The sequence below is a fragment of the Bacillus sp. PSXD-155 genome (genome assembly GCF_049310765.1).
In the GTDB taxonomy this organism is placed as follows: Bacteria; Bacillota; Bacilli; order Bacillales; family Bacillaceae_G; genus Bacillus_A; species Bacillus_A cereus.
In genome coordinates this window covers 14467-40379 of the sequence record NZ_JBMOWC010000004.1, presented here as the reverse complement: position 1 = coordinate 40379, position 25913 = coordinate 14467, and the positions used below count along the sequence as shown (strand labels likewise).

The following is a 25913-nucleotide window of genomic DNA, read 5'->3' as shown; positions in this document are numbered from 1 at the left end:
CATCATTAGTTTAAGAGTTATACTATACAGTTAAATTGATTACAGAAGAAATTAACTTGGAATTTTTTAACATGCGTTGAAAAAACATGTATCTTTTCAGGATTGAATTATCTATAAAAACTTTATCCCGCTATTTACTGGGCAATAAGACCTCCACCTCAAAATTCAGCGGAAGCAAAGAAGTTAGGTGGGGAGCGGGCTGATTAAAGTTTCACTTTCTAGCATATATACTCTCTTGTTAAATTTCATATACCGTAATCAGAATAAAAAATTATTTTTTCAAAAAAATGTAGTAATTCCCTTTTGTAGTTTGCTATAATTAGTTCGAATGTGGGCAGTATCAGAGCGAACTGCACCATGATTCGAAGTAATACGAAAAATAATAACTTGGATTCTGCCTTGATCCAATAACGGACTGGGACAGAGGGATGAATAATGCCGACTAACACACAACCCTTCTGCCCTTTTATGGCCAGAGGGGTTTTTTATATGATTGCGGCCATCTCCTCTCTCCTGCATAAAGGAGGAGTAGTTTTTGAAAACAAAAACAGATTTTTTGAAGATGAAAGAGCAAGGTGAGCCGATTACAATGCTAACGGCGTATGATTATCCATCTGCTAAATTAGCAGAAGAAGCTGAAGTTGATATGATTTTAGTTGGAGATTCTCTTGGAATGGTTGTACTCGGATACGATTCAACAGTACCTGTAACAGTAGAGGATATGATTCATCATACGAAAGCTGTACGCCGTGGAGCGAAAGAGACGTTTATTGTAACTGATATGCCATTTATGTCGTATCACGTATCATTACAAGAAACGATGGTGAATGCACGCCGCATCGTTCAAGAGAGCGGGGCGCATGCACTGAAGGTAGAAGGTGCTGGAGAAGTTATATCAACGATTCAATATTTGACGAACGCAGGAATTCCTGTTGTAGCGCATTTAGGTTTAACCCCTCAATCTGTAGGAGTGTTGGGTGGATATAAAGTGCAAGGAAAAGATGCGGAGAGTGCAAAGAAATTAATAGAAGATGCAAAGAAATGTGAAGAAGCTGGTGCAATAGCGCTTGTGTTAGAATGTGTACCAATGCAGTTAGCAGAACTTATTTCAGAGCAACTAACAATACCGACAATTGGGATTGGTGCAGGACAAAAAGTAGATGGGCAAGTGCTTGTTTATCATGATCTTATCTCATACGGCGTGAATCGTGTGCCGAAATTTGTGAAGCAATATACATCTGTTCAAGAGGAGATTGTGCGTGGGATTTCACAATATGTTACTGAAGTAAAGACAAGGCAATTTCCTGAAGAAAAACATTCGTTCACAATGAAAGAGGAAGAATGCTTAGCGTTATACGGAGGAAAACAATAATGAAAATCGTAACTACAGTGCAAGAGATGCAGCAAATTACAAACGAACTTCGTGCAAGTGGAAAGAGTATTGGTTTTGTTCCAACGATGGGTTATTTACATGAAGGGCATGCTACCTTATTACGTAAGGCAAGAGAAGAAAATGAAATTGTAGTTTTAAGTGTATTTGTAAATCCGCTGCAATTTGGCCCAAATGAAGATTTAGATCGATATCCTCGTGATATTAATAGAGATGAAAATGTAGCAAAAGAAAACGGTGTAGATTATTTGTTTTATCCGAGTGTAGAAGAAATGTATCCAGCAGAACAAACAACAACAGTAGAAGTTGTGAAGCGCACGGACGTATTATGTGGTCAACAAAGACCTGGTCATTTTGCTGGTGTTGCAACTGTACTAATGAAACTATTTAATATTACGCTGCCAACGCGTGCTTATTTCGGTATGAAAGATGCTCAACAAGTTGCAGTAATTGAAGGATTTGTAACTGATTTCAATATTCCGGTTACAATCGTACCAGTTGATATTGTAAGGGAAGAAGATGGATTAGCGAAAAGTTCTCGTAACGTGTACCTATCACAAGATGAACGTGAAGAGGCTCTTCATTTATACCGCAGCCTATGTATAGCGAAAGAAAGAATTGAGGTAGGTGAACGTAATCCGGAAATCATTACAAATCTTGTGAAAGAGTATATTGAGACGCATACGAAAGGCACTGTAGATTATGCGGATTTATATGCATATCCGTCATTAACAATGGTAGAGAAAGTCGAAGGACGAATCATTTTAGCTATTGCAGTTAAGTTTGAAAATGTAAGATTAATTGACAATATAACATTAACGGTTAAATAAGGGGGAGCACCTATGTTTCGCACAATGATGAGAGCAAAGTTACATCGTGCAACTGTAACGGAGGCAAATTTAAATTATGTAGGTAGTATTACAATTGATGAAGATTTAATGGATGCAGTAAATATTGTAGAAAACGAAAAAGTCCAAATTGTAAATAATAATAATGGTGCTCGTTTAGAGACATACGTTATTAAAGGGGAACGCGGTAGTGGTGTTGTTTGTTTAAACGGTGCTGCGGCAAGGCTTGTACAACCAGGGGACAAAGTAATTATTATTTGTTATGGGCTAGTTACGGAAGAAGAGGTTCATAAACAAGAACCCAAAATTGCAGTACTAGACGATAATAATCAAATTATTGAAATGTTAGGTGCTGAAAAAGCGGGTACGATATTATAAGTAGAAAGGCTATCTCCATTGCGGAGATAGCTTTTTTGTGCATCTTTTCATTAAGATGAGATAAAACGTGGTATAGTAACATTATATAAATTATTGTTGTTTGAAAGGTAAGAAATTGAGGTGTTACATATATGAGTAAGCGTTATGTCGTTGTTGATTTAGAGACGACAGGGAACTCCTGGAAAGATGGGAAGGATAAAATTACCCAAATTGCAGCTGTTGTAGTAGAAGATGGAGAGATATTGGAGATTTTTTCGTCTTTTGTTAACCCAAAGAGAGAGATCCCACCATTTATTACAGAATTAACAGGGATTGATGAAAGTCTTGTAAAACAAGCCCCGTTATTTCAAGATGTAGCCCCGATGATTGTTGAGCTATTACAAGGTGCGGCTTTCGTTGCGCATAATGTTCACTTTGATTGGAATTTTTTAAATGAAGAATTAAGACAGGCTGGATATACAGAAATACATTGTCCTAAAATCGACACGGTTGAATTGGCTCAAATTCTTTTGCCGACAGCTGATAGTTATAAATTACGTGATTTAGCTAAGAAGCATGAACTAGAACATGATCAACCACATCGTGCGGATAGTGATGCTCTTGCAACAGCGGAATTATTTTTACAATTTTTAAATGAAATTGAAAAGTTACCACTTGTCACGTTGCAATCACTTTATGAATTAAGCGATGTGTTCCAAAGTGATATAGCTGATGTGCTTTCTGAAAATATTTTAAAGAAAGTAATGAATGGTAAAGAAGATATAGCGGAGTATGAAATACATCGAAATATTGCGCTGAAAAAGCGGAACTATTCCTTAAACCTTGGAGAAACGTGTTCATCAAAGTTTGATGCTTTCTTGAATAAAACGATGGATAAATTGGAATCACATATGCCAAAGTTTGAAAGAAGAGAAAGTCAACAACTGATGATGAAAGAGATATATACGGCGTTAAGAGACTCTCGTTTTTCACTAATTGAAGCCGGTACAGGAACAGGAAAGACTCTTGCATATTTGCTTCCTAGTCTTTATTTTGCAAAGAGAAAAGAAGAACCTGTCATTATAAGTACACAAACGGTACAACTCCAACAACAAATATTAGAAAAAGAAATACCGTTATTACAAAAAATAATGCCATTTTCATTTGAGGTAGCTCTTCTTAAAGGAAGAAAGCATTATCTTTGCTTACACAAATTTGAGTATGCTTTACAAGAGGAAGAAAAAAATTATGATATGGCACTTACGAAGGCGAAGATTTTAGTTTGGCTATTGCAAACTGAAACGGGTGATCAAGACGAATTAAATATTCCTGAGGGCGGAAAGTTACTTTGGAATCGTATTTGTAGTGATGCGTATAGTCCAGGCGGTATGCAAAGTAATTGGTTTAGTCGTTGTTTTTACCAGCGAGCGAAGAATAAAGCTTTATTTGCAGATATCGTTATCACAAATCATGCGTTATTATTTCAAGATTTTTCAAGTGAAGAACCGCTGTTTGCTTCATGCGAACATATTATTTTTGATGAAGCTCACCATATTGAAGAAGCTGCGAGTAGAACATTGGGTGAACAGTTCTCTTGTATGTATTTTCAATTGGTTATATCTCGTCTTGGGACGCTAGAAACAGAAGATGTACTCTCCAAAGTATATAAAATGATGAAAAAATCAGAGCAAGCATCTCGTTCAACTTTCCGTATGATAAGTTATAGTTTGAAGGAACTTAAGTTTGATGCGGATGAACTCTTCCAAATGTTACGTACTTTTATATTTAAACAAACAAAGCAAGAACAAGGAACGAATAATATGCCGCTCATCTATAGGTATAACGCAGAACTAGAAAAAGGTAAGTTGTGGGATAGTATCGTTGAATTAACAAATCGTTTTATATATGAATTAAGAAGGGTAGTAACTGCTCTTGAGAAGCAAGTGGATATATTGCAAAGTAAGTTAGAATGGGAGATGCATGTTGTAACAGGTGAATTTATGCATTTAATTGAGTTGCTGAGAAAGATGGCAGAATCATTACAGTTACTCGTATTAGAAAAGAATTCGTATGTAACTTGGATGGAGACTGAAACGAAAGGGACGATTCATTCAACAGTTCTATATGCACAGCCTGTTCATATTGGTGAAAGATTTGCTGATGAATTTTTAACAGAAAAAAAGAGTGTTATTTTTACATCCGCAACACTAACAGTTAACGATACGTTTGATTATATAAAAGAGGAACTTGGTTTACATGATTTCGCTCCAAATACTTTAAAGGTTCCATCGCCATTTCGTTATGATGAACAAATGAAATTAATGGTTTCAACGGATGTACCTTTTATTAAGCAAGTAAGTAATGAGCGATATATTGAATCTGTATCGGAACATATTGCAAAGATAGCGAAAGCCACAAAGGGCAGAATGCTTGTTTTATTCACTTCGTATGAAATGTTAAAAGAAGCGTATGCGAATTTAAAAAATAATGATGAATTAGAGGGTTATTTATTACTCACACAAAGTGTGAATAATAGAAGTCGAAGCCGTTTAATTCGAAAGTTTCAAGAGTTCGACAAATCAATTTTATTAGGGACGAGCAGTTTCTGGGAAGGGATAGATATTCCAGGAGATGCCTTAAGTTGTCTTGTTATTGTCCGTCTACCATTTACGCCGCCTCATCAGCCGATGATGGAAGCGAAAGGTGAGTGGCTAAAAAATCAAGGTGAGGATGTATTCGCTAAATTAGCGCTGCCACAAGCAATATTACGTTTCAAACAAGGATTCGGCCGCTTAATTCGAACGAATACAGATACAGGAACGGTAGTAGTGTTAGATCGTCGTTTGACGAGTTCTTCCTATGGAAAACGATTTCTACAATCGATCCCTAACGTACCTCTTTATGAAGGACCATTAGAAGAATTATTAGTACAATTAGAAGAACCATCAAATGAATAAAAATGGAAGAAAAATACGCCTGAAATACTTATAAACTTCAGGCGTAAAAAATGTGGGTAGGAGGAATTTTATTTTTCTTACTTCTTGTATACAAAATGTGTTGGTTTTCGACTTGAAACCTTTTTTTGCTGTACATGTCCTGCTATAATAGATGGGTGATGAAGCAGGGGTTGTAAAGAATGTACTCTTATTGTAACCGCATTGCGTTCTTCTATAATTAGAAATTTTTGTGTAACGGAGGAGTTTTTTCATGGAGAAGAAAATCGAAGTACTATCAACGACGCGTATTAAATATTCGTCTGATTTGTATAAAATTGTTGATAGTTTGAATCGTACGTTAAAAGAGCAGGACCTCATGTTCGGACTAGCATTAGACGAAAAAGATAAAGAAACAGCTGTATTTACGATTTACAGAACGTAGTGATACAATGAAAAAGTGGATCTTTGCAATCATTATTGTTATCGTTGCTAGCGGAATATATGGGGCGTATGTTTATAATAAAGCAATGGGGAAGAAAATTCCAAAAGAGTCGAAATTTGTAGAAATTGCTAAAGAAAAAGCAAAGCTTACAAAGGTGAAATCTGTTGATTATTACAACGGAAAATCTGCATATATAGTCGTGCAAGGTACAGATGAAAAGGGAGAACAACTTATCGTTTGGGTGCCGGAGAAAAAAGGGGATACTGTAGTAAGGAAAAAGAGCGAAGGTATTTCTGAAAAAGAGGCTATACAAAGAACATTAGAACAAGTCGGCAATGAAAGTAAGGAATCAAAAAGTAAGCCGAAAGAGATTATGAAAGTGAAATTAGGCTTTGAAAATGATGTACCACTATGGGAAGTTACATATATTGATGATGACAATCGTTATAGTTATTACTATCTTGAATTTAAAGATGGAAAATTTTTAAGACGATATAGCATTGAAAAATAGATGTAGGGGGAACTACAAATGAAATTAGCAAAGCGAGTAGCTGCTTTAACACCGTCTTCAACTTTAGAAATTACAGCAAAGGCACAAGCATTAAAAGCAGAGGGTCATGATGTAATTGGATTAGGGGCAGGGGAACCTGACTTTAATACACCAGAGCATATTATGGATGCTGCACATAAAGCGATGTTAGAAGGGCATACGAAGTATACACCAACAGGTGGATTACAATCGTTAAAACAAGAAATTGTGAAGAAATTTACTCGCGATCAAGGTATTGCGTATGATCCATCTGAAATTATTGTATGTAATGGCGCAAAGCATGCATTATATACATTATTCCAAGTATTACTTGATGAGGGAGATGAAGTTATCATTCCAACTCCTTACTGGGTAAGCTATCCAGAGCAAGTAAAGCTTGCTGGCGGTAAGCCGGTTTATGTAGAAGGTTTAGAAGACAATGAGTACAAAATTACAGCAAAGCAGCTGCGTGAGGCAATTACAGAGAAAACGAAAGCAGTTATTATTAATTCACCGAGCAATCCAACAGGAATGATTTATAGCAAAGAAGAATTACAACAGCTTGGAGAAGTATGTTTAGAACATGATATTTTAATCGTTTCTGATGAAATTTATGAAAAATTAATTTATGGTGGCGTAGAATATACATCAATTGCCCAGCTTTCTAATGCATTAAAAGAACAAACACTTATTATTAATGGTGTATCTAAATCTCATTCTATGACAGGATGGCGTATTGGATATGCAGCAGGAAATAAGCAGCTTATTAAAGCGATGACGAACTTAGCGAGTCATAGTACGTCAAACCCTACTTCAATCGCTCAATACGGCGCAATTGCGGCATATGCAGGCTCACAAGAACCTGTGGAAACAATGCGTCAAGCCTTTGAAGAGAGATTAAACATCATTTATGATAAATTAATTCAAATCCCTGGCTTTACTTGTATTAAACCGCAAGGTGCATTTTACTTATTCCCTAACGTAAAAGAAGCTGTAGCTTTATCAGGATATGCAACAGTTGATGATTGGGCAAAGGCTCTATTAGAAGAGGAAAAAGTGGCTCTTGTACCAGGTACAGGATTTGGTGCTCCAAATAATGTTCGTTTATCATATGCGACATCTCTTGAACAAGTAGAGAAAGCATTAGAACGCATCCATACATTTATGAAAAGTAAAGTGCAAGCTTAATTTTATATTTCATTCATGTAATATAAAAAACCTCCCTATTGATGGGGAGGTTTTTTTGACGAATTGTGGCAAAAAGAAATAGCTAAAGGTGTGTTATACTAGAGAGCGAGGTGTTTGGTGATGAAAAAGAAAATGATGCTACAGTGGTTTGAGCAGGGAAGCATTGCAATTCCAAAATTGCTTATGATGCATTATAAAAAATTAGGTTTAAATGAGACGGAATTTATGGTTGTACTTCATGTACACACATTTTTAGAATCAGGTAATTCGTTTCCGACTCCTTCAGAGATTTCTGAACGGATGACGATAACGGAAATGAAATGTATGGAAGTAATTCAAGCGTTGATTCAAAAAGGTTTTTTATCACTAGAAGGTGGACAAAGATCAGAAGCAATGATGTGCGAAAGTTATTCTTTACAACCGTTATGGGAAAAAATATTACATTTCTTAATGGATGAATCAATAGAGGAAGAGCAAAAAGAAAAAAAACAGCTGCAAGTAAATTTATATACAGTATTTGAAAAAGAATTTGGAAGACCACTTTCGCCGTTCGAATGTGAAACGTTAGGAATGTGGGAGGACCAAGATCAACATCATCCAAATTTAATTCAGGCAGCTCTTAGAGAAGCTGTAATGAGTGGGAAACTAAATTTCCGATATATTGATCGTATTTTATTTGAGTGGAAAAAGAATGGAATTAAAACGGTAGATCAGGCTCAAAATCAAGGTCAAAAATTTAGAGCGAATCAACAAAGAGCACAACAAATGACAAAACAAGAGACGAAATTTACTGGAAAAGTGCCTTTTTATAATTGGTTGGAGCAGTAATATAGGAGGAGAAATATGCTTAACAAAACGCAAATCCGTTATTGTTTAGACACAATGGCGGATATGTATCCAGAAGCGCATTGTGAATTGGTTCATGATAATCCATTTGAACTTGTAATCGCGGTGGCGTTATCTGCACAATGTACAGATGTACTTGTAAATAAAGTGACAAGAAATTTATTTCAAAAATATAAAACACCAGAAGATTATTTAAGTGTTTCTCTAGAAGAATTACAACAAGATATACGCTCTATCGGATTGTATAGAAATAAAGCAAAAAACATTCAAAAATTATGCCGAATGTTATTAGATGACTATAATGGGGAGGTACCGAGCGATCGAGATGAACTTACGAAATTACCCGGTGTAGGAAGGAAAACAGCGAATGTTGTAGTTTCCGTAGCGTTTGGGATTCCTGCAATTGCTGTCGATACACATGTGGAGCGAGTGAGTAAACGATTAGCGATTTGTAGATGGAAAGATTCTGTGTTAGAAGTAGAAAAAACGTTAATGAAGAAAGTACCGATGGATGAGTGGGGGGTTACGCATCATCGTATGATTTTCTTTGGACGTTATCATTGTAAAGCACAACGACCGCAATGTGAGGAGTGCAGACTGTTAGAAGTATGTCGTGAAGGAAAGAAGCGAATGAAGGTGAAATAAGGGATGGAGCGAGTTATAGAAATACCGAAAGAATTTCACTGCTTACCATTTTTTAAAGAAAGCGTAAATTCAATTGAGTATCATACAGACGATTCTTTTGAAGAAATAATACAAAATACTTACTTTATATTTGATATTGAAAGACAGTATGAGCCATGGAAGGAAATTGAAAACAGTATTCCAGCGATGTTGAATGTATGGAAAAATAAGCATGAAGACATTGCTATACTGTTTCGAAATAGAAATAAGCAAGAGGCTGAGGGGCCAATGATTCTTTTTGCAGCTCACTTGTTATCGGTTGTCTATTGGCTAAATGAGCAACCTGTTCATAGTTTGAATGAAATGCAAATAAATACGAATAAATTAAAAGTGCAACCTGTTAATTTTATGGAAAGATATTCATTCATAATAAAGAAACCGAGTAATTATCATTCTTATATTCAATTAGCGCAGTTGTATATCGAAATAGAAAAGCTATATGTAAAGAAAATGATAACAAAAAAGAAGTCCGCTTCTCGTTAAGAGAAACGGACTTCTTTTTTGTTTATTAGGACTCTGTTGTAATAACAGTACCGTCTGCGTGAGGTGTATCTCCTCCGGTATTTTGATGTTGCTGTTCTTGTTGTTTCTTAGCTTCTTCTTCAGCTTTTTTCTTGGCCTCTTCTTCAGCTTTCTTCTTAGCTTCTTCTTCAGCTTTTTTCTTAGCTTCTTCTTCAGCTTTTCTTCTAGCTTCCTCATCAGCTTTCTTTTGAGCTTCTTCTTGCTGTTTACGTTGTTGTTCTTGTTGCTGTTCTTGTTGTTTCTTAGCCTCTTCTTCAGCTTTTTTCTTAGCTTCGTCTTGTTTTACTTTATCTTCATTAGCCTTTTTCTGGGCTTCCTCATCAGCTTTTTTCTTAGCTTCTTCATCGGCCTTTTTCTTAGCCTCTTCTTCAGCTTTTTTCGCATCTGGAGTTCCGCCAGGCGCAGTGAAGGATGCACCAACTGCTGGGCTTGTTCCAGTGCCTTTTTTCGCTACTACAGAGAAGCTGTAAGTAACACCTGGTTTAATACCACCAAGAGTAGCTGTCGTACCACTTATTGATAGGCTACCACTTGAACCATCAGTTGCTTTATAGCTGGCTGCATATGCATCAACTTCTGCTGGTCCAGACCAGTTTAGTGTAACTGTGCTAGCGCCATCGAAAGTGACATTCAGACCACTAGGGGCATCTACTTTAATTTCTTTAATTGCATCTTTTTTCGCACCTTTTACGTATAACTCTCCGTTTATTTCTTGAACAGAAGAAGGACGTTCAAAGCGTGATTTATCTGTAGCGAATTTGCTCATCATTACTTGGAACATTTGCTGTGCAATTTTAGTATAACGATCACTAATGTAGTTTTCTGGACCGTTCTTTACGTAACCCGTCCATACAGCCATCGTATATTGTGGTGTATATCCAGCGAACCAGCTATCCCTGTTTGCATCAGCTGGAATGCCGTATTTCTTTAAATCTTTTGCATCAAAGTTTTGCGTTCCAGTTTTACCCGCTACGTCAACACCTGAAACATATGCTGTTGGTCCTGTACCACCAGAACCAGGTTTTACTACGTCACGAAGAACGTCAGTTACCATGTAAGCTGTATAGTCTTGCATAGCGCGTTGTTCTTTCGGTTTAAAGCTTTTCTTTTTCCCGTCCGGGAAGGTTACTTCTTTTACGAAGTGTGGTTTATTATAGTTACCACTATTACCAAAGGTTGCATATGCACCTGCTACTGCTAATGGAGAACTATCGTTACTACCAATTGCAGTAGATTCATGTACTCCATTTTCAAATGTCATGCCTAAACCTTCAGCAAACTCTTTTGATTTATTAAGCCCAACTGTTTGAGCTGTCTTTAAAGCCGGGATGTTTAATGACTTCTTCAATGCTTCACGAAGTGAAACGTCACCTTTAAAACTCCCTGTAGCATTTTTAATCTTTGTGCCATCAGAATAAGTATATTCAGAGTCATTTAATTGATGATAAGTAGACCACTGAAGATTCTCAATCGCTGGACCGTAGTCGAAAATTGGTTTCATTGTTGAACCAACTTGGCGTTTTAAATCAGTTGCCATATTATGACCTTTGAAAGTGGACTTATTTTCTTTACGTCCAGCACCAATTGCTCGAACTTCTCCAGATTGTGTATCCATAAATACGAATGATCCTTGGAATTGATCGTTTGGATACTTAATAAGATTGCCATCCATAATTTTTTCAGCATAATCTTGAGCATCTTGATCAAGTGTTGTATGAATCGTTAAACCATCTGAACCGATATTTACATCAGGATATTCTTTTTCAACTTCTTTTACAACTGCATCTAAAAATGCTTGATACTTCATCTCAGTTATTTCTGAAGACGGTTGAAGACCCTCTGTTACTGGGATCTTAACTGCGTTATTCATTTCTTCTTTTGTTATATAACCATGTCGATTCATTAATGACAATACGACATTACGACGATTTGTTGCTCGTTCAACATTTTCCTTTTTTGTTGGATCATAAATGTTTGGACCTTGGGGTAAACCAGCGAGCATAGCAGCTTCATGTAATTGCAAGTCTTTTAAATCTTTACCATAATATTTTTGCGCTGCTGTCGCAATACCATATGAACGGTTACCTAAATTAATCTTATTTAAGTACATTTCTAAAATCTCATGTTTAGAGTATTGTTGCTCTAATTTATAAGATAAGTACCATTCTTGTACTTTTCTCTTAGCGGTTTTATCCATCGTTAGAAAATAGTTCTTAACGACTTGCTGTGTAATCGTACTACCACCTTGGGAACCGAAACCACCAGTGACATTTTCCATAACTGCTTTTGTAGTTCGTTTAAAGTCAATTCCATTATGATCATAGAAACGCGAATCCTCAGTTGCAAGGAATGCATTTTCAACTACTTTTGGAATTTGATCATAAGTAACATGCGTTCGTTTTTCAGCACCGTATTCATAGAAGAAATTTCCGTTTTTATCAAGAAACTTTGTTGATAAAGGATTAACAAGTTTGGATTTATCTAATTTTGGAGCGTCCTTTACCATAACAAAGAAAGCGGAAACGCCGGCTACAAGACCAACGATACCAAGAAGTAGACAACCTATAAGGAATTTCTTGAAAAAGGAGCCTTTTTTCTTTGGTTTTTCTTCTTTATTTGTTTTTTTCTCTTGATTTTTTACATGATTTCGTTCTGTACGAGAACGATAATTATCTGACATTATACTTTCTCCTACCTTTCATTCTCTCCCCCAAAAGTCGAAAAAAGAGCCTTAGTGATGACTCTATCACGAAAAATAAACCGTGTCTAGTACACGGATATAGTCAATCCGAGGGTGATAACCGCATGATAATAAGGATCCATGCTCTTCTATTTCTTCTTTCGTAATCGACTTGCGTCCACCTGTATTTTGACGATTCCAAAATGCAATAATATGTTTTGCATCTAATAAATAAAATTCATCAAAAAGTGTAAATTTAATAATGACAAATGCAATTCCATTATGAGCAACCACTTGCTTCATATGTTCTATTTGATGAAGGTGGAAGTTTTGAAGTGGGAAACTAGTTTTATTTTTTGTTTCCTTTGCTTCAAAATCGATGTATTTCCCTTTGTATACACCGTTGTAATCTGTCGTAGAAGGTTGTTTAAAATACGCTTCTTTTACCACTGCAGCACTTCGAGCGGGGTAATCTACTTTTACAATTTGAAGAGGTGTAGGCTTTTTATGTACACATGCAATATTATGGGTTAAGTAATATTGATTTGTTTCATTCAATTCCTCTTCAAGGGACATACCTCTATTACTATAAGTATGTGTTTTTATAGGTGTTTTTTGAGGTTGTGAAGCTTGATTATACCTTTTTCCATTTGGGTAACGAATGGTCATAGTGTGTCCACTCCCAACTTGCTAAGAATTACTTACAAAGGTGATTATATCAAAAAATGAAAAAAGATGTGACCTTTTTGATGAAAGGTATGATGACTTATTTATGTTTACATGGAATGATTATATGAAAATTAAACAAAATCGAGAAAAAAATTTTTGTACAGAGAAAGAAAAAGCGATCATTCGCAATATTAAAAAGAAAACAGAAATAGCTAATGTGGACAATATTTCTCGGACACAATCTTATCACGAATATTATTTAAGAAATAGTGAAATCAGGTGGGCCTTTTTAGCGAGTATGGTTTCGAGAAATGCGGGATGGAATATGACTGATTTAGAAGGGAGATATTATGCCACTGTATTACCTGAAACGGTAAAAAAACATTTATTTCTTCTGTACGAACAAGCTAATTGGATTATTTTCTTAGATGCATTTCCTCAGCTATTATTGTATGAGGAAAGTAAGAAGAGACGGGCACCTCTCTTTCATTTGTTGCAATATTTCAGCGTATCAATTTTTATGGAAAAAGAATGGTTACTTTTCTGGGAAAGAAGAGATATGAATAGGCTTATGACAGCGCTTATTATAAATGAACAAAATAAAATTCAAAAACCAGTCATTGAGAACACATTTTTTAAAAAACATGTATTCCATACTGCACTTTTTAAAGTACAAGAAAGATTTCATATTAGTGCAGTTATCTTCCCAACAATTGAAGGGAGGATGTATGGATTTTCGGTTTATCAATTTGAAACGTTACAACAGCGTATAGAACTAGGAAAAAAATTAGCATGGTTATTGTTTCATCCAATTTATAACGGTTCGTTTTATAAGTTTGCATTGCAAACTACACATACTGGGTCTAGAGAAGATTATGAAGTTTACGCACAGGAAACTCGAAAGTCTTATACGCCAACACTTAGAGATATTTATCCTGTTATTTTACATGAAGAAATAAAAATGAGAGATTGGTTTTGTGCAAATATGAAAATGAATGTGCTATTTGTACTTGAAGAACCTAAAGAGGAAGTTAATATAACAGAATGGTATAGAAGAAAGAGAGAACAAATCTATAGGCTATCTATCGTAAATCGTTTTGCTAAAAGGATGGATGAGTTCATGATATAATAAAAAAGAAGTCCCGTCTTCCATTTTGAAGACGGGACTTCTTAATTTGAAACAATCCTGCTATGCGTGCTACAACTTTAATTTCAAAACGTAATGCTAGTAGGAGATTAAGGATGATTTGAAATCTACCTGTTCGTAATAAAGTCTCGCTTTATGTAGCAGGGAAGTTTGGACCATCTAGCTTTGGATTGCCAGTCTCAGGTTTATTTTGTTGTTTGTTTTGGTTTTTCTTTTTTTCATTTTTGTTCTTTGCCATTGTAATACACCTCCTTTTTGTATTGTTACCATTTCTATAAATGACATACGAAATGATTTCTTTGACGAATAACAACTAGTTTTGTCATGTGGGCAGGAGTGGTGAATCATTCGGCGAAATTACATGACAAAGGAAAAGCAAAGAAGGAGGCGTTTTGTATATGGCGATGGTTCAGAAGGAAGATGTAATGAAAAAAATGGATCAAATGTTAAGTTCTCTCGATTTGCTGGAAATGAATATAGGGATTAGAATGAATCATGCATTAAAGGATGCGAGTGAAAAAATATGCAATAAGATAGAAATAACAGAAATGCATATTGAACATATGGAAAATAAATTAGTGCATCACGAAGAAAAAGGGAATTGGGTAAAGACATTTCAAAACGTCGTAGTGAGTGCATAATAAGGTGGGAAAGAAATGAAGAATGAATCATTAATACAGTCTTCAGAAAAACTCATGCAGTATAATAATGAAGCGAATGTAAAAAAAAGAGAACTAACCGAATACGACTTTTATAAGGATATGAAACCGTTTGTAGATATGGTAGATGAGGAATTAGAGAAGTGGAAAGAATTAGCTTATACGTGGATTAAAGAAGAAAAGCCAAAGTATATACATGTACAGCAAATTGATCAAGTATACGATAATTTACAAACGAATGTGTTACAATGCTTTGTAAATAAAGGTAAAGGTAAACGATTCTTTGAAACACACCAAGCCGTTTCGTATACTTTGCAAAATATAGTTGAGCAATGTAAATAACAAGAGGGAGAACCCTCTTGTTATTTTTATGCTTCTGTCATTGTTGTAGGTTTTGTTGCGCCGTTTATTTCTAATTCTTTTATTAATGTTCGATAATCTGATATGCATATTTTTCCTTCGAGATACCAATGTCTCGCAAAGTCTAATAATTCATTTGCATTCTCTGTGCAATACCCCTTTTTTTGAGAAAACGCTTGTTTTAAATCCCCTAATACCATGTTGATTCCTCCCCCATGAGAATCTTCTTCTTAATTATCATAGCATGGAAGGGTTTTCTTTTTTAATTTTTTAAAAATTTAAACTTCCGACAAAAATAGACAGATACTCCATCACACATATTATTTTATAGGTACATATTATATATGTAGAAACTTATGTAAAGGAGGAGAGAATGCATGTTTCAACAATCTAACGTATATCAGCAAACGTATCCATATGCACAGCAAAATATGTACCAATATAATACGGATACATATTTACGGTATAATATGTATCCTTTCGAGCCTTATTATGGAAATCAAAATTATTATCAACCGTTTGAAGTGTCATTTATGAATCAAGCTCAACAACAGCAGCAACCTTATGTAAATCAGGCTCAACAACCACAACAGCAGCAACCTTATGTGAATCAAGCTCAACAATCACAAGCTCAGCAACCATACATGAATCAACAACAGCAGCAGCCTTATATGAATTCACAATATTATATGCCACCACAAGCGCCCTATGCTAATCAACAAGGGATGTTTTATCCACCAAAACAACCGTATCCGACACAGAGTAAACAAAAGCAACAACAGCCAAGTCAGTTTTCTAGTTTTGTTTCTCAATTTAAAACATCAGATGGTAACTATGATGTAAATAAAATGATGAACACAGCTGGCCAGATGATGAATGCGATGAATCAGGTGACAGGTATTGTAAAACAAGTTGGAGGCTTCTTTGGTAAGTAATGTTGAAGGGTTGTCTATGAAAGTATTGTATATGAAATAAAGGACTAGACAAATTTCCTTGTAATAAATGGGTATATATAACAATCGGCTTTCTCTCTTTTCTCATACTGTAAAGTGTAATCAGATTTTTTTAACGAGAGAGGAGAGAAAAAACTATGCATCATTGTCATCCTTGTTTTGGAGGGCATAAGCCTGTAGGACCTATTTGTACAACTGCTCCTGTCGTTCATCCGACGAAACAATGCGTAACACACTCTTTTTCAACAACGGTGGTGCCACACATTTTCCCAACACATACAACACATGTACATCATCAACAAATTAAAAACCAAAACTTCTTCCCACAAACAAATTCAAATGTAAATGTTGTGGACCCAATCGACCCAGGATTCGGCGGTGGATGTGGACCGTGTGGTCATGGACATCATGGACATCATGGACATCATGGACATCACGTATCTCCATTTGGTCCAGGACCAAATGTATCTCCGTTTGGACCAAACGTATCACCATTCGGACCGAATATTGGACCAAACGTATCACCATTCGGTCCAAATATTGGACCAAACGTTGGTGGAATGTTTAAAAAGTAAATGATATGTTAGAACTAGCGAAATGCTAGTTCTTTTTTTGTAATTGGAGTGTTGATATGAAAGTTATTGCAGTAACAGGATATAAGCCATTTGAACTTGGAATATTTAAAAATGATCATCCAGGGGTGGAGTGTATAAAAAAGGCATTATACCGTAAATTAACCACTTTTGTAGAAGATGGTTTAGAGTGGGTTATAATAAGCGGCCAGTTAGGTGTAGAATTATGGGCTGCTGAAGTTGTTTTTGAAATTCAAGTAGAATATCCAGATTTAAAATTAGCGGTATTCACTCCGTTTTTAGAACAAGAAGAAAATTGGAAAGAAGATAATCGTGAATATTACGAATTTATTCTTTCTCAAGCAGACTATGTTGATAGTATCACGAAAAGGAAGTATGAAAGCCCAGAACAATTTAAATTAAAAAATCAATTTTTTATTGAAAAAAGTGATGCGCTTTTAGCGGTATATGATGAAGAAAAACCAGGAAGTCCCAAATATATTGTAGAAGCAGCAAAGAAAAAAGGGGAAATAGAAAATTATCACAGTTATTTCATTCTTTTTTCTGATTTACAAGATATAATAGAAGAGGAACAGTGGAATAATGCAGAGTAATATGTAATATAGTACTCGTATATATGATTGACAAAAAGCATTGTTTCTGAAAAAATTTAGTTAATGAAAGTTTTGGTAAAAATTTGAGGTGAAGAAAATGATTTCGGATAAAATTAAATTAACAGCGAAAGATATTTTAGAAAAAGAATTTAAAACAGGTATGAGAGGTTATCAGCAAGAAGAAGTAGACAAGTTTCTTGATATGATCATTAAAGACTATGAAGCTTTCCACAAAGAGTTTGAGCAATTAAAGCAACAAAATGCTCGTTTAAAGCGTGAATTAGAGGAACAAAAACTAGCAGTAACGCAAGTTCCACAACAACCTGTACAAACACCAGTTGCACAACCGGTTTATAACAACACGAATACGGATATTTTAAAACGCTTATCTAACTTAGAAAAAGCTGTATTTGGAAGTAAGTTATACGAATGATGTAAGGTGGGAAAAGGTTTAAGCGTTTTACATAGAAAAAAACGTTGCAAAATCTTTTTGTTTCCACTATACTAATGGATGTCATAACGTTTGGGTAATCGCTGCAACGCCAACGTTGTAGAGGAAAGTCCATGCTCGCACGGCCTGAGATGGCTGTAGTGTTCGTGCCTAGCCAATTCATAAGCTAGGGTATTCTGGCTGTAAGGCTGGTTTAACGGCAGGGAAAAAACCTAAGTCCTTTCGGATATGGTTTGACTACCTTTAAAGTGCCACAGTGACGAAGTCCTTGAAGAAATGATAGGAGTGGAACGAGGTAAACCCCACGAGCGAGAAACCCAAATAATGGTAGGGGAATCTTTTCCAAGGAAATGAACGACGGGAAAGGACAGGTTTTATAACCTGTAGATAGATGATTGCCACCGGAGTACGAGGCGTGGGCCGTTTGTAGTACAAAGGAACAGAACATGGCTTACAGAACGTTATGAACCAACTATGAAATAACTCAGCTCTCCTTTGTTAGAGGAGGGCTTTTTATTTGTATGAAGTTGTAAAGTATGAGTTAAAATGGTTAATGAGAAAATTTTTCGTAAAATGTAATGATTAATAGGACCAATTGCTATTAATTATTGTTTGAATATACATAAGAGGTGAATGCAAATGGGAAAAGTTACTTTAATTGCAACAGCGGCAATGGGTATTGAAGCGTTAGTTGCCCGAGAAGTTCGCGATCTTGGTTATGAATGTCAAGTAGAAAACAGCAAAGTAACATTTGAAGCAGATGAAAAGGCGATTTGTCGTACGAATTTATGGTTGCGTACTGCGGACCGTGTAAAAATTAAAGTTGGCGAATTTAAAGCAACAACATTTGATGAGCTATTTGAAAAAACGAAAGCATTAAACTGGGGAGATTATATTCCAGAGAATGGCGAATTCCCTGTTATCGGTAAATCTTTAAAATCTGAATTATTCAGTGTTTCGGATTGCCAACGTATCGTTAAAAAAGCTGTCGTTGAAAAATTAAAAACAACATATAAACGTACAACTTGGTTTGAAGAAGATGGTCCGTTATTCCGTATCGAGATTGCAATGCTCAAGGATATTGCAACATTAACAATTGATGCGAGTGGTGTTGGACTTCATAAACGTGGATACCGTATGGATCAAGGGGAAGCTCCGTTAAAAGAAACATTAGCTGCGTCTTTAATTAAATTAACAAACTGGAAGCCAGATCGTCCATTTGTTGATCCATTCTGTGGATCAGGTACAATTCCGATTGAAGCAGCATTAATTGGACAAAACATTGCACCAGGATTTAACCGTGGTTTCGCATCTGACGAGTGGGGCTGGGTAGGTAAACAAAACTGGCGTGAAGCTCGTCAAGAAGCTGAAGATTTAGCGAACTATGATCAACGCTTACAAATCATTGGATCAGATATTGATCATCGTATGATTCGAGTTGCTCAAGATAACGCAGAAGAAGTAGGCTTAAGCGATTTAATTACATTTAAACAAATGCAAGTAAAAGATTTCACAACAAAAGAGGATTATGGCTACGTTGTAACGAATCCTCCATACGGAGAACGTTTAAGTGAAAAAGCACTCGTTGAACAACTGTATAAAGAAATGGGACAAGTATTCCGCCCGTTAGATACATGGTCAGCGTATGTATTAACAAGCTACGAAGCATTTGAGAAGTGTTACGGAAAAGATGCGTCGAAGAAGCGTAAACTATTTAACGGATTTATCCGTACAGATTACTACCAATACTTCGGAAAACGTCCACCGCGTAATTCATAGTATAAAACTCCTCCAGCGCGCATATACTGGCTATTATGTAATGCGTAAAGGAGGAAGTGATATGGATAATTTCCAATTATCAATGATTCAAAAAGCTATTCACCGTACGTATGATGAGCTCGGAAAAGAAGTGGATAGTCAAGGTGCGATTGTAGATGAAATACAAAAAGCACAAGAAGAATATTTGTCAGCTCTTTCACATGAAACAGCGATTGATAAACGGTATTTAAAGTCATTAATATAGAAGAAAATTTTCCTTTTTCGAAAGGAAAATTTTTTTTCGTGAATTTCTATGTATTGCAACAGGGGAAAGCAAATGCATACATATGCGTAGCAGTTGCTATTATTTTTTTATAGAAAAACTTTTTGGTTGGAGGCTAAGGATGTTTACTGAGAAGAGATTACCATTTGAAGTAGGAAAACAAGATAATTTTTATGATAAGTTGAATGAGTGGATTGGAGATGTGTTTTACGACATCCTTCCGGAAAAAGGCTTTGAAGAGCGTGATGAACAAATTTTTATGGCGTTTCAGTTAGAACGCGCTTTCCAAGAAAAGAAAGTTATGTTCGCAGAAGCTGGTGTAGGAACAGGGAAAACAATTGTATATCTTCTATATGCAATTTGTTACGCGCGTTATACTGGGAAACCAGCTATTATTGCTTGTGCAGATGAAACGTTAATTGAGCAGCTTGTGAAAGAAGAAGGGGACATCGCTAAGTTATCTGAAGCATTAGGGCTATCTGTTGATGTAAGGCTTGCAAAATCAATGGATAATTATTTATGCTTACGTAAACTTGAAGATGTTATGAGTGGACGAGCTCCAGAAGTAATTGAAGACGTATATTATGAGTTACCACAGTTTGTATTCGATCATGGTACGATGCAAAACTTTACTCACTATGGTGACAGAAAAGAATTTCCACTTTTAAATGACGAAGAATGGTCAAAAGTAAATTGGGATTACTTCCAAGATTGCTTTACTTGTGATTCTCGTCATCGTTGTGGACAAACTCTTTCTCGTGAACATTATCGTAAAGCAGCAGATTTAATTATTTGTTCTCAAGATTTCTATATGGATCATATTTGGACGTACGATGCTCGTAAGCGTGAAGGACAAATTCCATTATTACCAGAAAGTAGCTGCGTTGTATTCGATGAAGGACATCTTGTAGAATATGCAGCTCAAAAAGCTTTAACATACCGTTTAAAGCAAACGATGATGGAGCAACTTTTAACGAGATTGCTACAAAACGATATTCGTGAGGAGTTTGCACATTTAGTAGAAGAAACAATTTGGCAAACAGAGCGATTCTTTGATGTGTTACAAGAAAACAAAAAAGAAATTGCTGGTTCTGATCGTTTAGAAATTACTGTGACAGAAAAAGTAACAGCTGAAGCGAAACGACTTTATGCAAAAATCGGTGAAGTTGGAGATGCATTAGTATTCGAAAGTGAAATGCATACAGTAAACACGTATGATTTAAATATTGTTGATGAGCATTTAGATGTATTAGAACATTCACTTCGTTTGTTCATGCACGAGAAAAATGTAATTACTTGGGGTGAAGAAGGTGATGGTGCCTTCACATTAGTGATTATGCCGCGTGCAGTTGAAGAAGTATTACAAGAGAAAGTGTTCTCGAAGAAAATACCGTATATTTTCTCTTCTGCGACATTATCGAACAATGATTCATTCGCGTTTACAGCTAATAGCCTAGGGGTAAAAGATTACTTATCATTCTCAGTTGCTTCACCGTTTGATTACGAAGAGCAAATGGCAGTAAACTTACTATCGCATACGAAAGAAAATGAATGGGAAAGAAAGTGTCAATATACACTTGAAAATATACAAAAAACAAATGGACGTACGCTTGTATTATTCCGTACAACGCAAGAGCTTGCAGCGTTCAAAGAGTATGTAAGTAAGGAGCAAATGTCGGTTCCGTTCTTATATGAAGGAGATCAGGAAATTAGCCAGCTCGTTTCTCGTTTCCAAAATGAAGAAGAGACTGTACTTTGTGCGGTTCATTTATGGGAAGGTTTAGATATTCCTGGTTCATCATTATCACACGTTATTATTTGGTCATTACCATTCCCTCCAAACGATCCTGTGTTTGAAGCGAAACGTAAGCACGTAAATGATCCATTCTGGGATGTAGATGTACCATATATGATTTTACGACTTCGTCAAGGAATTGGGCGTTTAATTCGTACAAGTGAAGATAAAGGTGCTATATCAATCTTCTTATCTGATTCAGAAGATGAGAAAGTAGTTGCAGCTGTGAAAAATGTACTGCCAGTAGAAGGTAAAGAATTATAAGGAGAAAGCTTGGCGTTTGCCAAGCTTTTTTTCTATTATAAAAGGAATTTATGTTTCCGTGTCGAATTAAGTTTGAGGTAGAAAAAGGAGGCTTTTATACGATGACAGTTGCTACATATGAGGTAGAAAAACAATTTTTAACATACGTGAAGAAGATACAGAATTACGGAGAAGCATTAAGTTTAATGTTTTGGGATTTAAGAACAGGTGCACCAAAAAAAGGTGTAGATCAGCGTTCAGAAGTAATTGGTATGCTTTCGTCAGAAGTGTTTGCTATGTCGACTTCAGATGAGATGGGAAACTATTTAACAGAACTTGAAGCTTTAATACGTGAAGATAAACTTTCTGAAACGACAAAGAAAATGGTTGAAGAGTGTCGGAAAGAATATGATAGAAATAAAAAAATTCCACAAGCTGAATATGAGGCTTATGTGAAATTAGAAGCGAAAGCAGAGAGTGTGTGGGAAGAAGCTCGCGAAAAATCTGATTTCGAAATGTTCCGCCCGTACTTAGAAAAAATTGTTGAATTTAAAAAGAAATTTATTACATATTGGGGTTATGAAACATATAAATACAATACATTATTAGACATGTATGAGCCAGGTATTACAGTAGAAGTTTTAGATCACGTATTTGGTCAACTTCGTGAGCGCATCGTGCCGCTTGTAAAAGAAATCTCTGAGTCTAAAAAAGGATTAAAAACAAGTGCTTTATCGGAACAGTTTTCAAAAGAAAAACAAAAGAACTTTACATTAGAACTATTAAAGCAATTGAATTATGACTTTGAAGCAGGTCGTCTTGATGAAACAGTACATCCTTTCGAAATTACATTAAATAGAGGGGATGTTCGTATTACGACACGCTATGATGAAAAAGATTTCCGTATGGCTGTATTTGGAACAATTCATGAATGTGGTCATGCAGTATATGAACAAAACATTGCAGAACAATTTGAAGGTACACCACTTTGCAGTGGTACATCTATGGGTATTCACGAATCACAATCATTATTCTTTGAGAACTTTATCGGCCGTAATAAATCATTCTGGAAGAAAAATTATGATTTATTAAAAGAGTATAGCGATGGTCAATTTGATGATATGTCAGTCGATGAGTTTTATGATGCAATTAACGAATCGAAGCCGTCATTCATTCGTATAGAAGCAGATGAGCTTACATACCCGCTTCATGTTATGGTGCGTTATGAATTAGAGAAAGAATTATTTGATGGTACATTACAAGTGAAGGACTTACCAGCAGCTTGGAATGATAAGATGGAAGCATATTTAGGAATTCGTCCGGAAAATGATGCGCAAGGTGTATTGCAAGATGTTCACTGGGCTGGTGGCTCATTTGGATACTTCCCATCTTATGCGCTTGGTTACATGTATGCAGCGCAATTTAAGCAAAGAATGTTAAAAGACATTCCGAACTTTGATGCATTATTAGAAGAAGGAAACGTAACACCGATTCGTGAATGGTTAACAGAACATATTCACCAATATGGTAAAACGAAAAAGCCGCTTGAAATTTTAGAAGATGTAACAGGTGAAGGCTTAAATGCAAACTACTTAGCCGATTATTTAGAAGCGAAATATAGAGCGATTTATGAGTTGTAAAAAAAGAGCTGCTTAATTGCAGCTCTTTTTATTAAAGGGGATGATAGAATGGGTTATACATATACAGTAATGAAGCAAGAAGAAGCGGAGGAAATTGCGTATAACTGGCATTATGAAGGGAAATATTCTTTTTATGATATAGAGGCAGATGAAGAAGATTTAGCTGAATTTTTACATGGTGAGAGTAGAGGAGATCATACATTTTCTGTGAAGCAAAATGGCATTCTCATTGGTTTTTTTACTGTTTGTAAAATGAATGATGGAACGGTTGATATAGGACTTGGAATGAGACCTGATATAACTGGCAATGGATTTGGTTTACAGTTCGTGAATGCTGGACTAGCTTTTAGCAAAGAAAAATACGGATGCAAATATATAACACTATCAGTAGCGACATTTAATGAGAGAGCGATAAAAGTGTATAAAAGGGCGGGATTTGAAGTGGTTGGAACGTTTATACAGAAAACAAATGGTAGTTGTTTTGAGTTTTTGAAAATGAACTATATATGTAAACGTGATTAAAAAACAGAGGGATCTTCTGTTTTTTTATTTTGATTTAGAAATATATGATACATATTTTTTTACTTGTTGTAATTGAGGGTTTTGAAATTTTGGTAAAGGATGTGTATGATAGAAGTTTAGTAGCGAATAGTAGGTTTAGCAAGGAAAGGTAGAGGTAGTATGATTACAATTAAAACGAAAAATGAAATAGATTTGATGCATGAATCTGGAAAATTACTTGCTTCATGTCATAAAGAAATTGCGAAAATGATAAAGCCAGGTATAACGACGCAAGAGATTAATACGTTTGTTGAAATGTATTTAAAAAAGCATGGTGCCACATCTGAACAGAAAGATTACAATGGTTATCCATATGCGATATGTGCATCTGTAAACGATGAAATGTGTCATGCGTTTCCGGCCGATGTTCCTTTAACTGAGGGTGATATTGTAACAATTGACACGGTAGTAAACTTAAATGGGGGTCTTTCAGATTCTGCTTGGACGTATAGAGTTGGAAAAGTTTCTGATGAAGCAGAAAAGTTGTTGCTAGTAGCTGAGAATGCTTTATATAAAGGGGTTGATCAGGCGGTAATCGGTAATCATGTAGGAGACATTGGCTATGCAATTGAAAGTTATGTAACAAATGAAGGTTTTTCTGTCGCAAGAGACTTTACGGGACATGGAATCGGTAAAGAGATTCATGAAGAACCAGCAATTTTTCATTTTGGGAAACAAGGACAAGGGCCTCAGTTACAAGAAGGAATGGTGATTACGATTGAGCCGATTGTCAATGTAGGTATGCGATATTCGAAAGTAGATTTAAATGGGTGGACTGCACGAACGATGGATGGGAAATTATCAGCTCAATATGAGCATACACTTGCGATTACAAAAGATGGGCCAATCATTTTAACGAAGTTGTAATTGGGAATGAAAGAGTTTACAAAACTCGAACGAAAATAGTAGTTTTTAAAAATTCGTACGTGTTTTTTCGATAAATGCTTTTCAAAGTATAAAAAGTGCGTTATAATCCTTCTATAAAATAAATAGTTAGCTACACTCATATAATCGCGGGGATATGGCCTGCAAGTTTCTACCGAAGTACCGTAAATACTTTGACTATGAGTGAGGACGAATATAATTGCTTGTTTGGCATTCTTTTTTGCGAAACTCCAAAAGCGCGTCTCTCACTTGTAACGAGTGGTGGCGGCTTTTGGAGTTTTTTTATTGCATAAGAGGGGGAACAAACATGAAAGTATTACAAGAAAAGATTTTGAATGAAGGAAAGGTTTTATCTGGTGACGTATTAAAGGTGGATGCATTTTTAAATCACCAAATTGATCCAGTACTTATGCAAGAAATCGGAAAAGAATTTGCTAAACGTTTTAAAGAAGAGAACATTACAAAAATCGTGACGATTGAATCTTCAGGCATTGCACCATCTGTTATGGCTGCATTAGAGCTTGGTGTAAAAGTAATCTTTGCAAGAAAACGTAAATCGTTAACGTTACAAGATAATATGTACGTTGCAAACGTATATTCATTTACAAAACAAGAAACAAATGAAATTTCATTATCTCGAAATCATATTGATGAAAATGATCGCGTGCTAATCATCGATGACTTTTTAGCAAACGGTCAGGCTGCTTTAGGTTTAATGAGTTTGGTAGAGCAAGCAGGAGCAAGTATTGCAGGAATTGGAATTGTTATTGAAAAAGCATTTCAAGATGGAGGAAAGAAGCTTCGTGAACAAGGCGTTCGTGTTGAATCACTAGCAGAAATTGCATCACTTGATAACAGCACAGTTACATTTGTACAGCAAGAAACTGCGGAGGTGAAATAA

28 protein-coding genes, 1 other RNA gene and 1 riboswitch are annotated in these 25913 nt (G+C 35.7%); of the genes, 25 read left to right on the top strand and 4 right to left on the bottom strand.

Annotation, left to right across the window (positions count from 1 at the left end):
* The first annotated feature begins 535 nt into the window (after positions 1-535).
* From panB to ACO6VI_RS04790, 10 genes are all read left to right on the top strand, one after another.
* Entirely contained in the window at positions 536-1372 is an 837-nt protein-coding gene (gene panB / locus ACO6VI_RS04835) for a 3-methyl-2-oxobutanoate hydroxymethyltransferase (RefSeq protein WP_000851108.1), read from the top strand.
* Complete coding sequence (panC, locus tag ACO6VI_RS04830) at positions 1372-2220, top strand: pantoate--beta-alanine ligase (RefSeq protein ID WP_053564883.1); 849 nt, start codon at positions 1372-1374, stop codon at positions 2218-2220. The genes panB and panC overlap by 1 nt, the downstream gene beginning before the upstream one ends.
* A gap of 12 nt (positions 2221-2232) precedes the next feature.
* Positions 2233-2616: an aspartate 1-decarboxylase gene (panD, locus tag ACO6VI_RS04825; protein ID WP_000490186.1), complete on the top strand. Its 384-nt coding sequence runs from the start codon at positions 2233-2235 to the stop codon at positions 2614-2616.
* A 131-nt stretch (positions 2617-2747) separates the two neighbouring features.
* Entirely contained in the window at positions 2748-5552 is a 2805-nt protein-coding gene (gene dinG, locus ACO6VI_RS04820; RefSeq protein WP_000044967.1) for an ATP-dependent DNA helicase DinG, read from the top strand.
* 250 nt (positions 5553-5802) lie between these two features.
* Positions 5803-5973 (top strand): YpmA family protein, encoded by a 171-nt coding sequence (locus ACO6VI_RS04815; protein WP_000412179.1) that lies wholly within the window; start codon positions 5803-5805, stop codon positions 5971-5973.
* Positions 5974-5980: 7 nt separating this feature from the next.
* Positions 5981-6484 carry a DUF5590 domain-containing protein gene (locus ACO6VI_RS04810; protein WP_000758740.1) on the top strand — a complete coding sequence of 168 codons (504 nt, stop codon included), beginning with the start codon at positions 5981-5983 and terminating at the stop codon, positions 6482-6484.
* 18 nt (positions 6485-6502) lie between these two features.
* The gene (gene aspB, locus ACO6VI_RS04805) at positions 6503-7690 is read left to right on the top strand and encodes an aspartate transaminase AspB (protein WP_000761571.1); all 1188 of its coding nucleotides are present in this window, start codon (positions 6503-6505) and stop codon (positions 7688-7690) included.
* A gap of 120 nt (positions 7691-7810) precedes the next feature.
* On the top strand, positions 7811-8518 hold the full coding sequence (dnaD, locus tag ACO6VI_RS04800; RefSeq protein WP_000728542.1) for a DNA replication protein DnaD: 708 nt from the start codon (positions 7811-7813) through the stop codon (positions 8516-8518).
* Positions 8519-8533: 15 nt separating this feature from the next.
* Positions 8534-9181 (top strand): endonuclease III, encoded by a 648-nt coding sequence (gene nth, locus ACO6VI_RS04795; protein ID WP_000933035.1) that lies wholly within the window; start codon positions 8534-8536, stop codon positions 9179-9181.
* Positions 9182-9184: 3 nt separating this feature from the next.
* Positions 9185-9703, top strand: a complete 519-nt coding sequence (locus tag ACO6VI_RS04790; protein ID WP_000442658.1) for a YpoC family protein — start codon at positions 9185-9187, stop codon at positions 9701-9703.
* A 25-nt stretch (positions 9704-9728) separates the two neighbouring features.
* Here the strand turns inward: ACO6VI_RS04790 and ACO6VI_RS04785 are convergent, their stop codons facing one another.
* A complete protein-coding gene (locus tag ACO6VI_RS04785; protein WP_098818416.1) occupies positions 9729-12422 on the bottom strand; it encodes a PBP1A family penicillin-binding protein in 2694 nt (897 codons plus the stop codon).
* Between the two features lie 66 nt (positions 12423-12488).
* Positions 12489-13091, bottom strand: a complete 603-nt coding sequence (gene recU / locus ACO6VI_RS04780; protein ID WP_000155599.1) for a Holliday junction resolvase RecU — start codon at positions 13089-13091, stop codon at positions 12489-12491.
* 103 nt (positions 13092-13194) lie between these two features.
* Here recU and ACO6VI_RS04775 point away from each other — a divergent pair, with 103 nt between their 5' ends.
* Positions 13195-14220: a DUF2515 domain-containing protein gene (locus tag ACO6VI_RS04775; RefSeq protein ID WP_000495657.1), complete on the top strand. Its 1026-nt coding sequence runs from the start codon at positions 13195-13197 to the stop codon at positions 14218-14220.
* 151 nt (positions 14221-14371) lie between these two features.
* Here the strand turns inward: ACO6VI_RS04775 and ACO6VI_RS04770 are convergent, their stop codons facing one another.
* The gene (locus ACO6VI_RS04770) at positions 14372-14551 is read right to left on the bottom strand and encodes a hypothetical protein (protein ID WP_001987054.1); all 180 of its coding nucleotides are present in this window, start codon (positions 14549-14551) and stop codon (positions 14372-14374) included.
* Positions 14552-14636: 85 nt separating this feature from the next.
* On the opposite strand from ACO6VI_RS04770, the gene ACO6VI_RS04765 reads away from it, so the two are divergent.
* Together ACO6VI_RS04765 and ACO6VI_RS04760 are read left to right on the top strand one after the other, a co-directional pair.
* Positions 14637-14879: a hypothetical protein gene (locus ACO6VI_RS04765; protein ID WP_001252036.1), complete on the top strand. Its 243-nt coding sequence runs from the start codon at positions 14637-14639 to the stop codon at positions 14877-14879.
* A gap of 15 nt (positions 14880-14894) precedes the next feature.
* Positions 14895-15239, top strand: coding sequence for a YppE family protein (locus ACO6VI_RS04760; protein ID WP_000787408.1), 345 nt, complete (start codon positions 14895-14897; stop codon positions 15237-15239).
* A 26-nt stretch (positions 15240-15265) separates the two neighbouring features.
* Here ACO6VI_RS04760 and ACO6VI_RS04755 read toward each other — a convergent pair whose 3' ends face one another.
* Positions 15266-15457: a YppF family protein gene (locus ACO6VI_RS04755; RefSeq protein ID WP_000242652.1), complete on the bottom strand. Its 192-nt coding sequence runs from the start codon at positions 15455-15457 to the stop codon at positions 15266-15268.
* Between the two features lie 177 nt (positions 15458-15634).
* Here ACO6VI_RS04755 and ACO6VI_RS04750 point away from each other — a divergent pair, with 177 nt between their 5' ends.
* The 12 genes from ACO6VI_RS04750 (at position 15635) to ACO6VI_RS04695 (ending at position 25913) form a co-directional block, all read left to right on the top strand.
* The gene (locus ACO6VI_RS04750) at positions 15635-16192 is read left to right on the top strand and encodes a YppG family protein (protein WP_000487718.1); all 558 of its coding nucleotides are present in this window, start codon (positions 15635-15637) and stop codon (positions 16190-16192) included.
* 155 nt (positions 16193-16347) lie between these two features.
* Positions 16348-16785 carry a CotD family spore coat protein gene (locus tag ACO6VI_RS04745; RefSeq protein WP_422423005.1) on the top strand — a complete coding sequence of 146 codons (438 nt, stop codon included), beginning with the start codon at positions 16348-16350 and terminating at the stop codon, positions 16783-16785.
* Positions 16786-16841: 56 nt separating this feature from the next.
* Complete coding sequence (locus ACO6VI_RS04740; RefSeq protein ID WP_161520010.1) at positions 16842-17396, top strand: DUF1273 domain-containing protein; 555 nt, start codon at positions 16842-16844, stop codon at positions 17394-17396.
* 97 nt (positions 17397-17493) lie between these two features.
* Positions 17494-17829: a cell division regulator GpsB gene (gene gpsB, locus ACO6VI_RS04735; RefSeq protein WP_000622431.1), complete on the top strand. Its 336-nt coding sequence runs from the start codon at positions 17494-17496 to the stop codon at positions 17827-17829.
* An 86-nt stretch (positions 17830-17915) separates the two neighbouring features.
* An RNA gene (gene rnpB / locus ACO6VI_RS04730) (RNase P RNA component class B) lies at positions 17916-18306 on the top strand.
* A 180-nt stretch (positions 18307-18486) separates the two neighbouring features.
* The gene (locus tag ACO6VI_RS04725; protein ID WP_000521227.1) at positions 18487-19626 is read left to right on the top strand and encodes a THUMP domain-containing class I SAM-dependent RNA methyltransferase; all 1140 of its coding nucleotides are present in this window, start codon (positions 18487-18489) and stop codon (positions 19624-19626) included.
* 61 nt (positions 19627-19687) lie between these two features.
* Positions 19688-19870, top strand: coding sequence for a DUF3921 domain-containing protein (locus ACO6VI_RS04720; protein WP_000368570.1), 183 nt, complete (start codon positions 19688-19690; stop codon positions 19868-19870).
* A gap of 139 nt (positions 19871-20009) precedes the next feature.
* Positions 20010-21947: an ATP-dependent DNA helicase gene (locus ACO6VI_RS04715; RefSeq protein WP_000493700.1), complete on the top strand. Its 1938-nt coding sequence runs from the start codon at positions 20010-20012 to the stop codon at positions 21945-21947.
* A 101-nt stretch (positions 21948-22048) separates the two neighbouring features.
* Positions 22049-23566 carry a carboxypeptidase gene (ypwA, locus tag ACO6VI_RS04710; RefSeq protein WP_023521517.1) on the top strand — a complete coding sequence of 506 codons (1518 nt, stop codon included), beginning with the start codon at positions 22049-22051 and terminating at the stop codon, positions 23564-23566.
* A 48-nt stretch (positions 23567-23614) separates the two neighbouring features.
* The gene (locus ACO6VI_RS04705) at positions 23615-24088 is read left to right on the top strand and encodes a GNAT family N-acetyltransferase (RefSeq protein ID WP_053564873.1); all 474 of its coding nucleotides are present in this window, start codon (positions 23615-23617) and stop codon (positions 24086-24088) included.
* A 159-nt stretch (positions 24089-24247) separates the two neighbouring features.
* A complete protein-coding gene (locus tag ACO6VI_RS04700; protein WP_065228543.1) occupies positions 24248-24994 on the top strand; it encodes a type I methionyl aminopeptidase in 747 nt (248 codons plus the stop codon).
* 116 nt (positions 24995-25110) lie between these two features.
* Positions 25111-25212: riboswitch (purine riboswitch) on the top strand.
* Between the two features lie 107 nt (positions 25213-25319).
* Positions 25320-25913 (top strand): xanthine phosphoribosyltransferase, encoded by a 594-nt coding sequence (locus ACO6VI_RS04695; RefSeq protein WP_161519754.1) that lies wholly within the window; start codon positions 25320-25322, stop codon positions 25911-25913.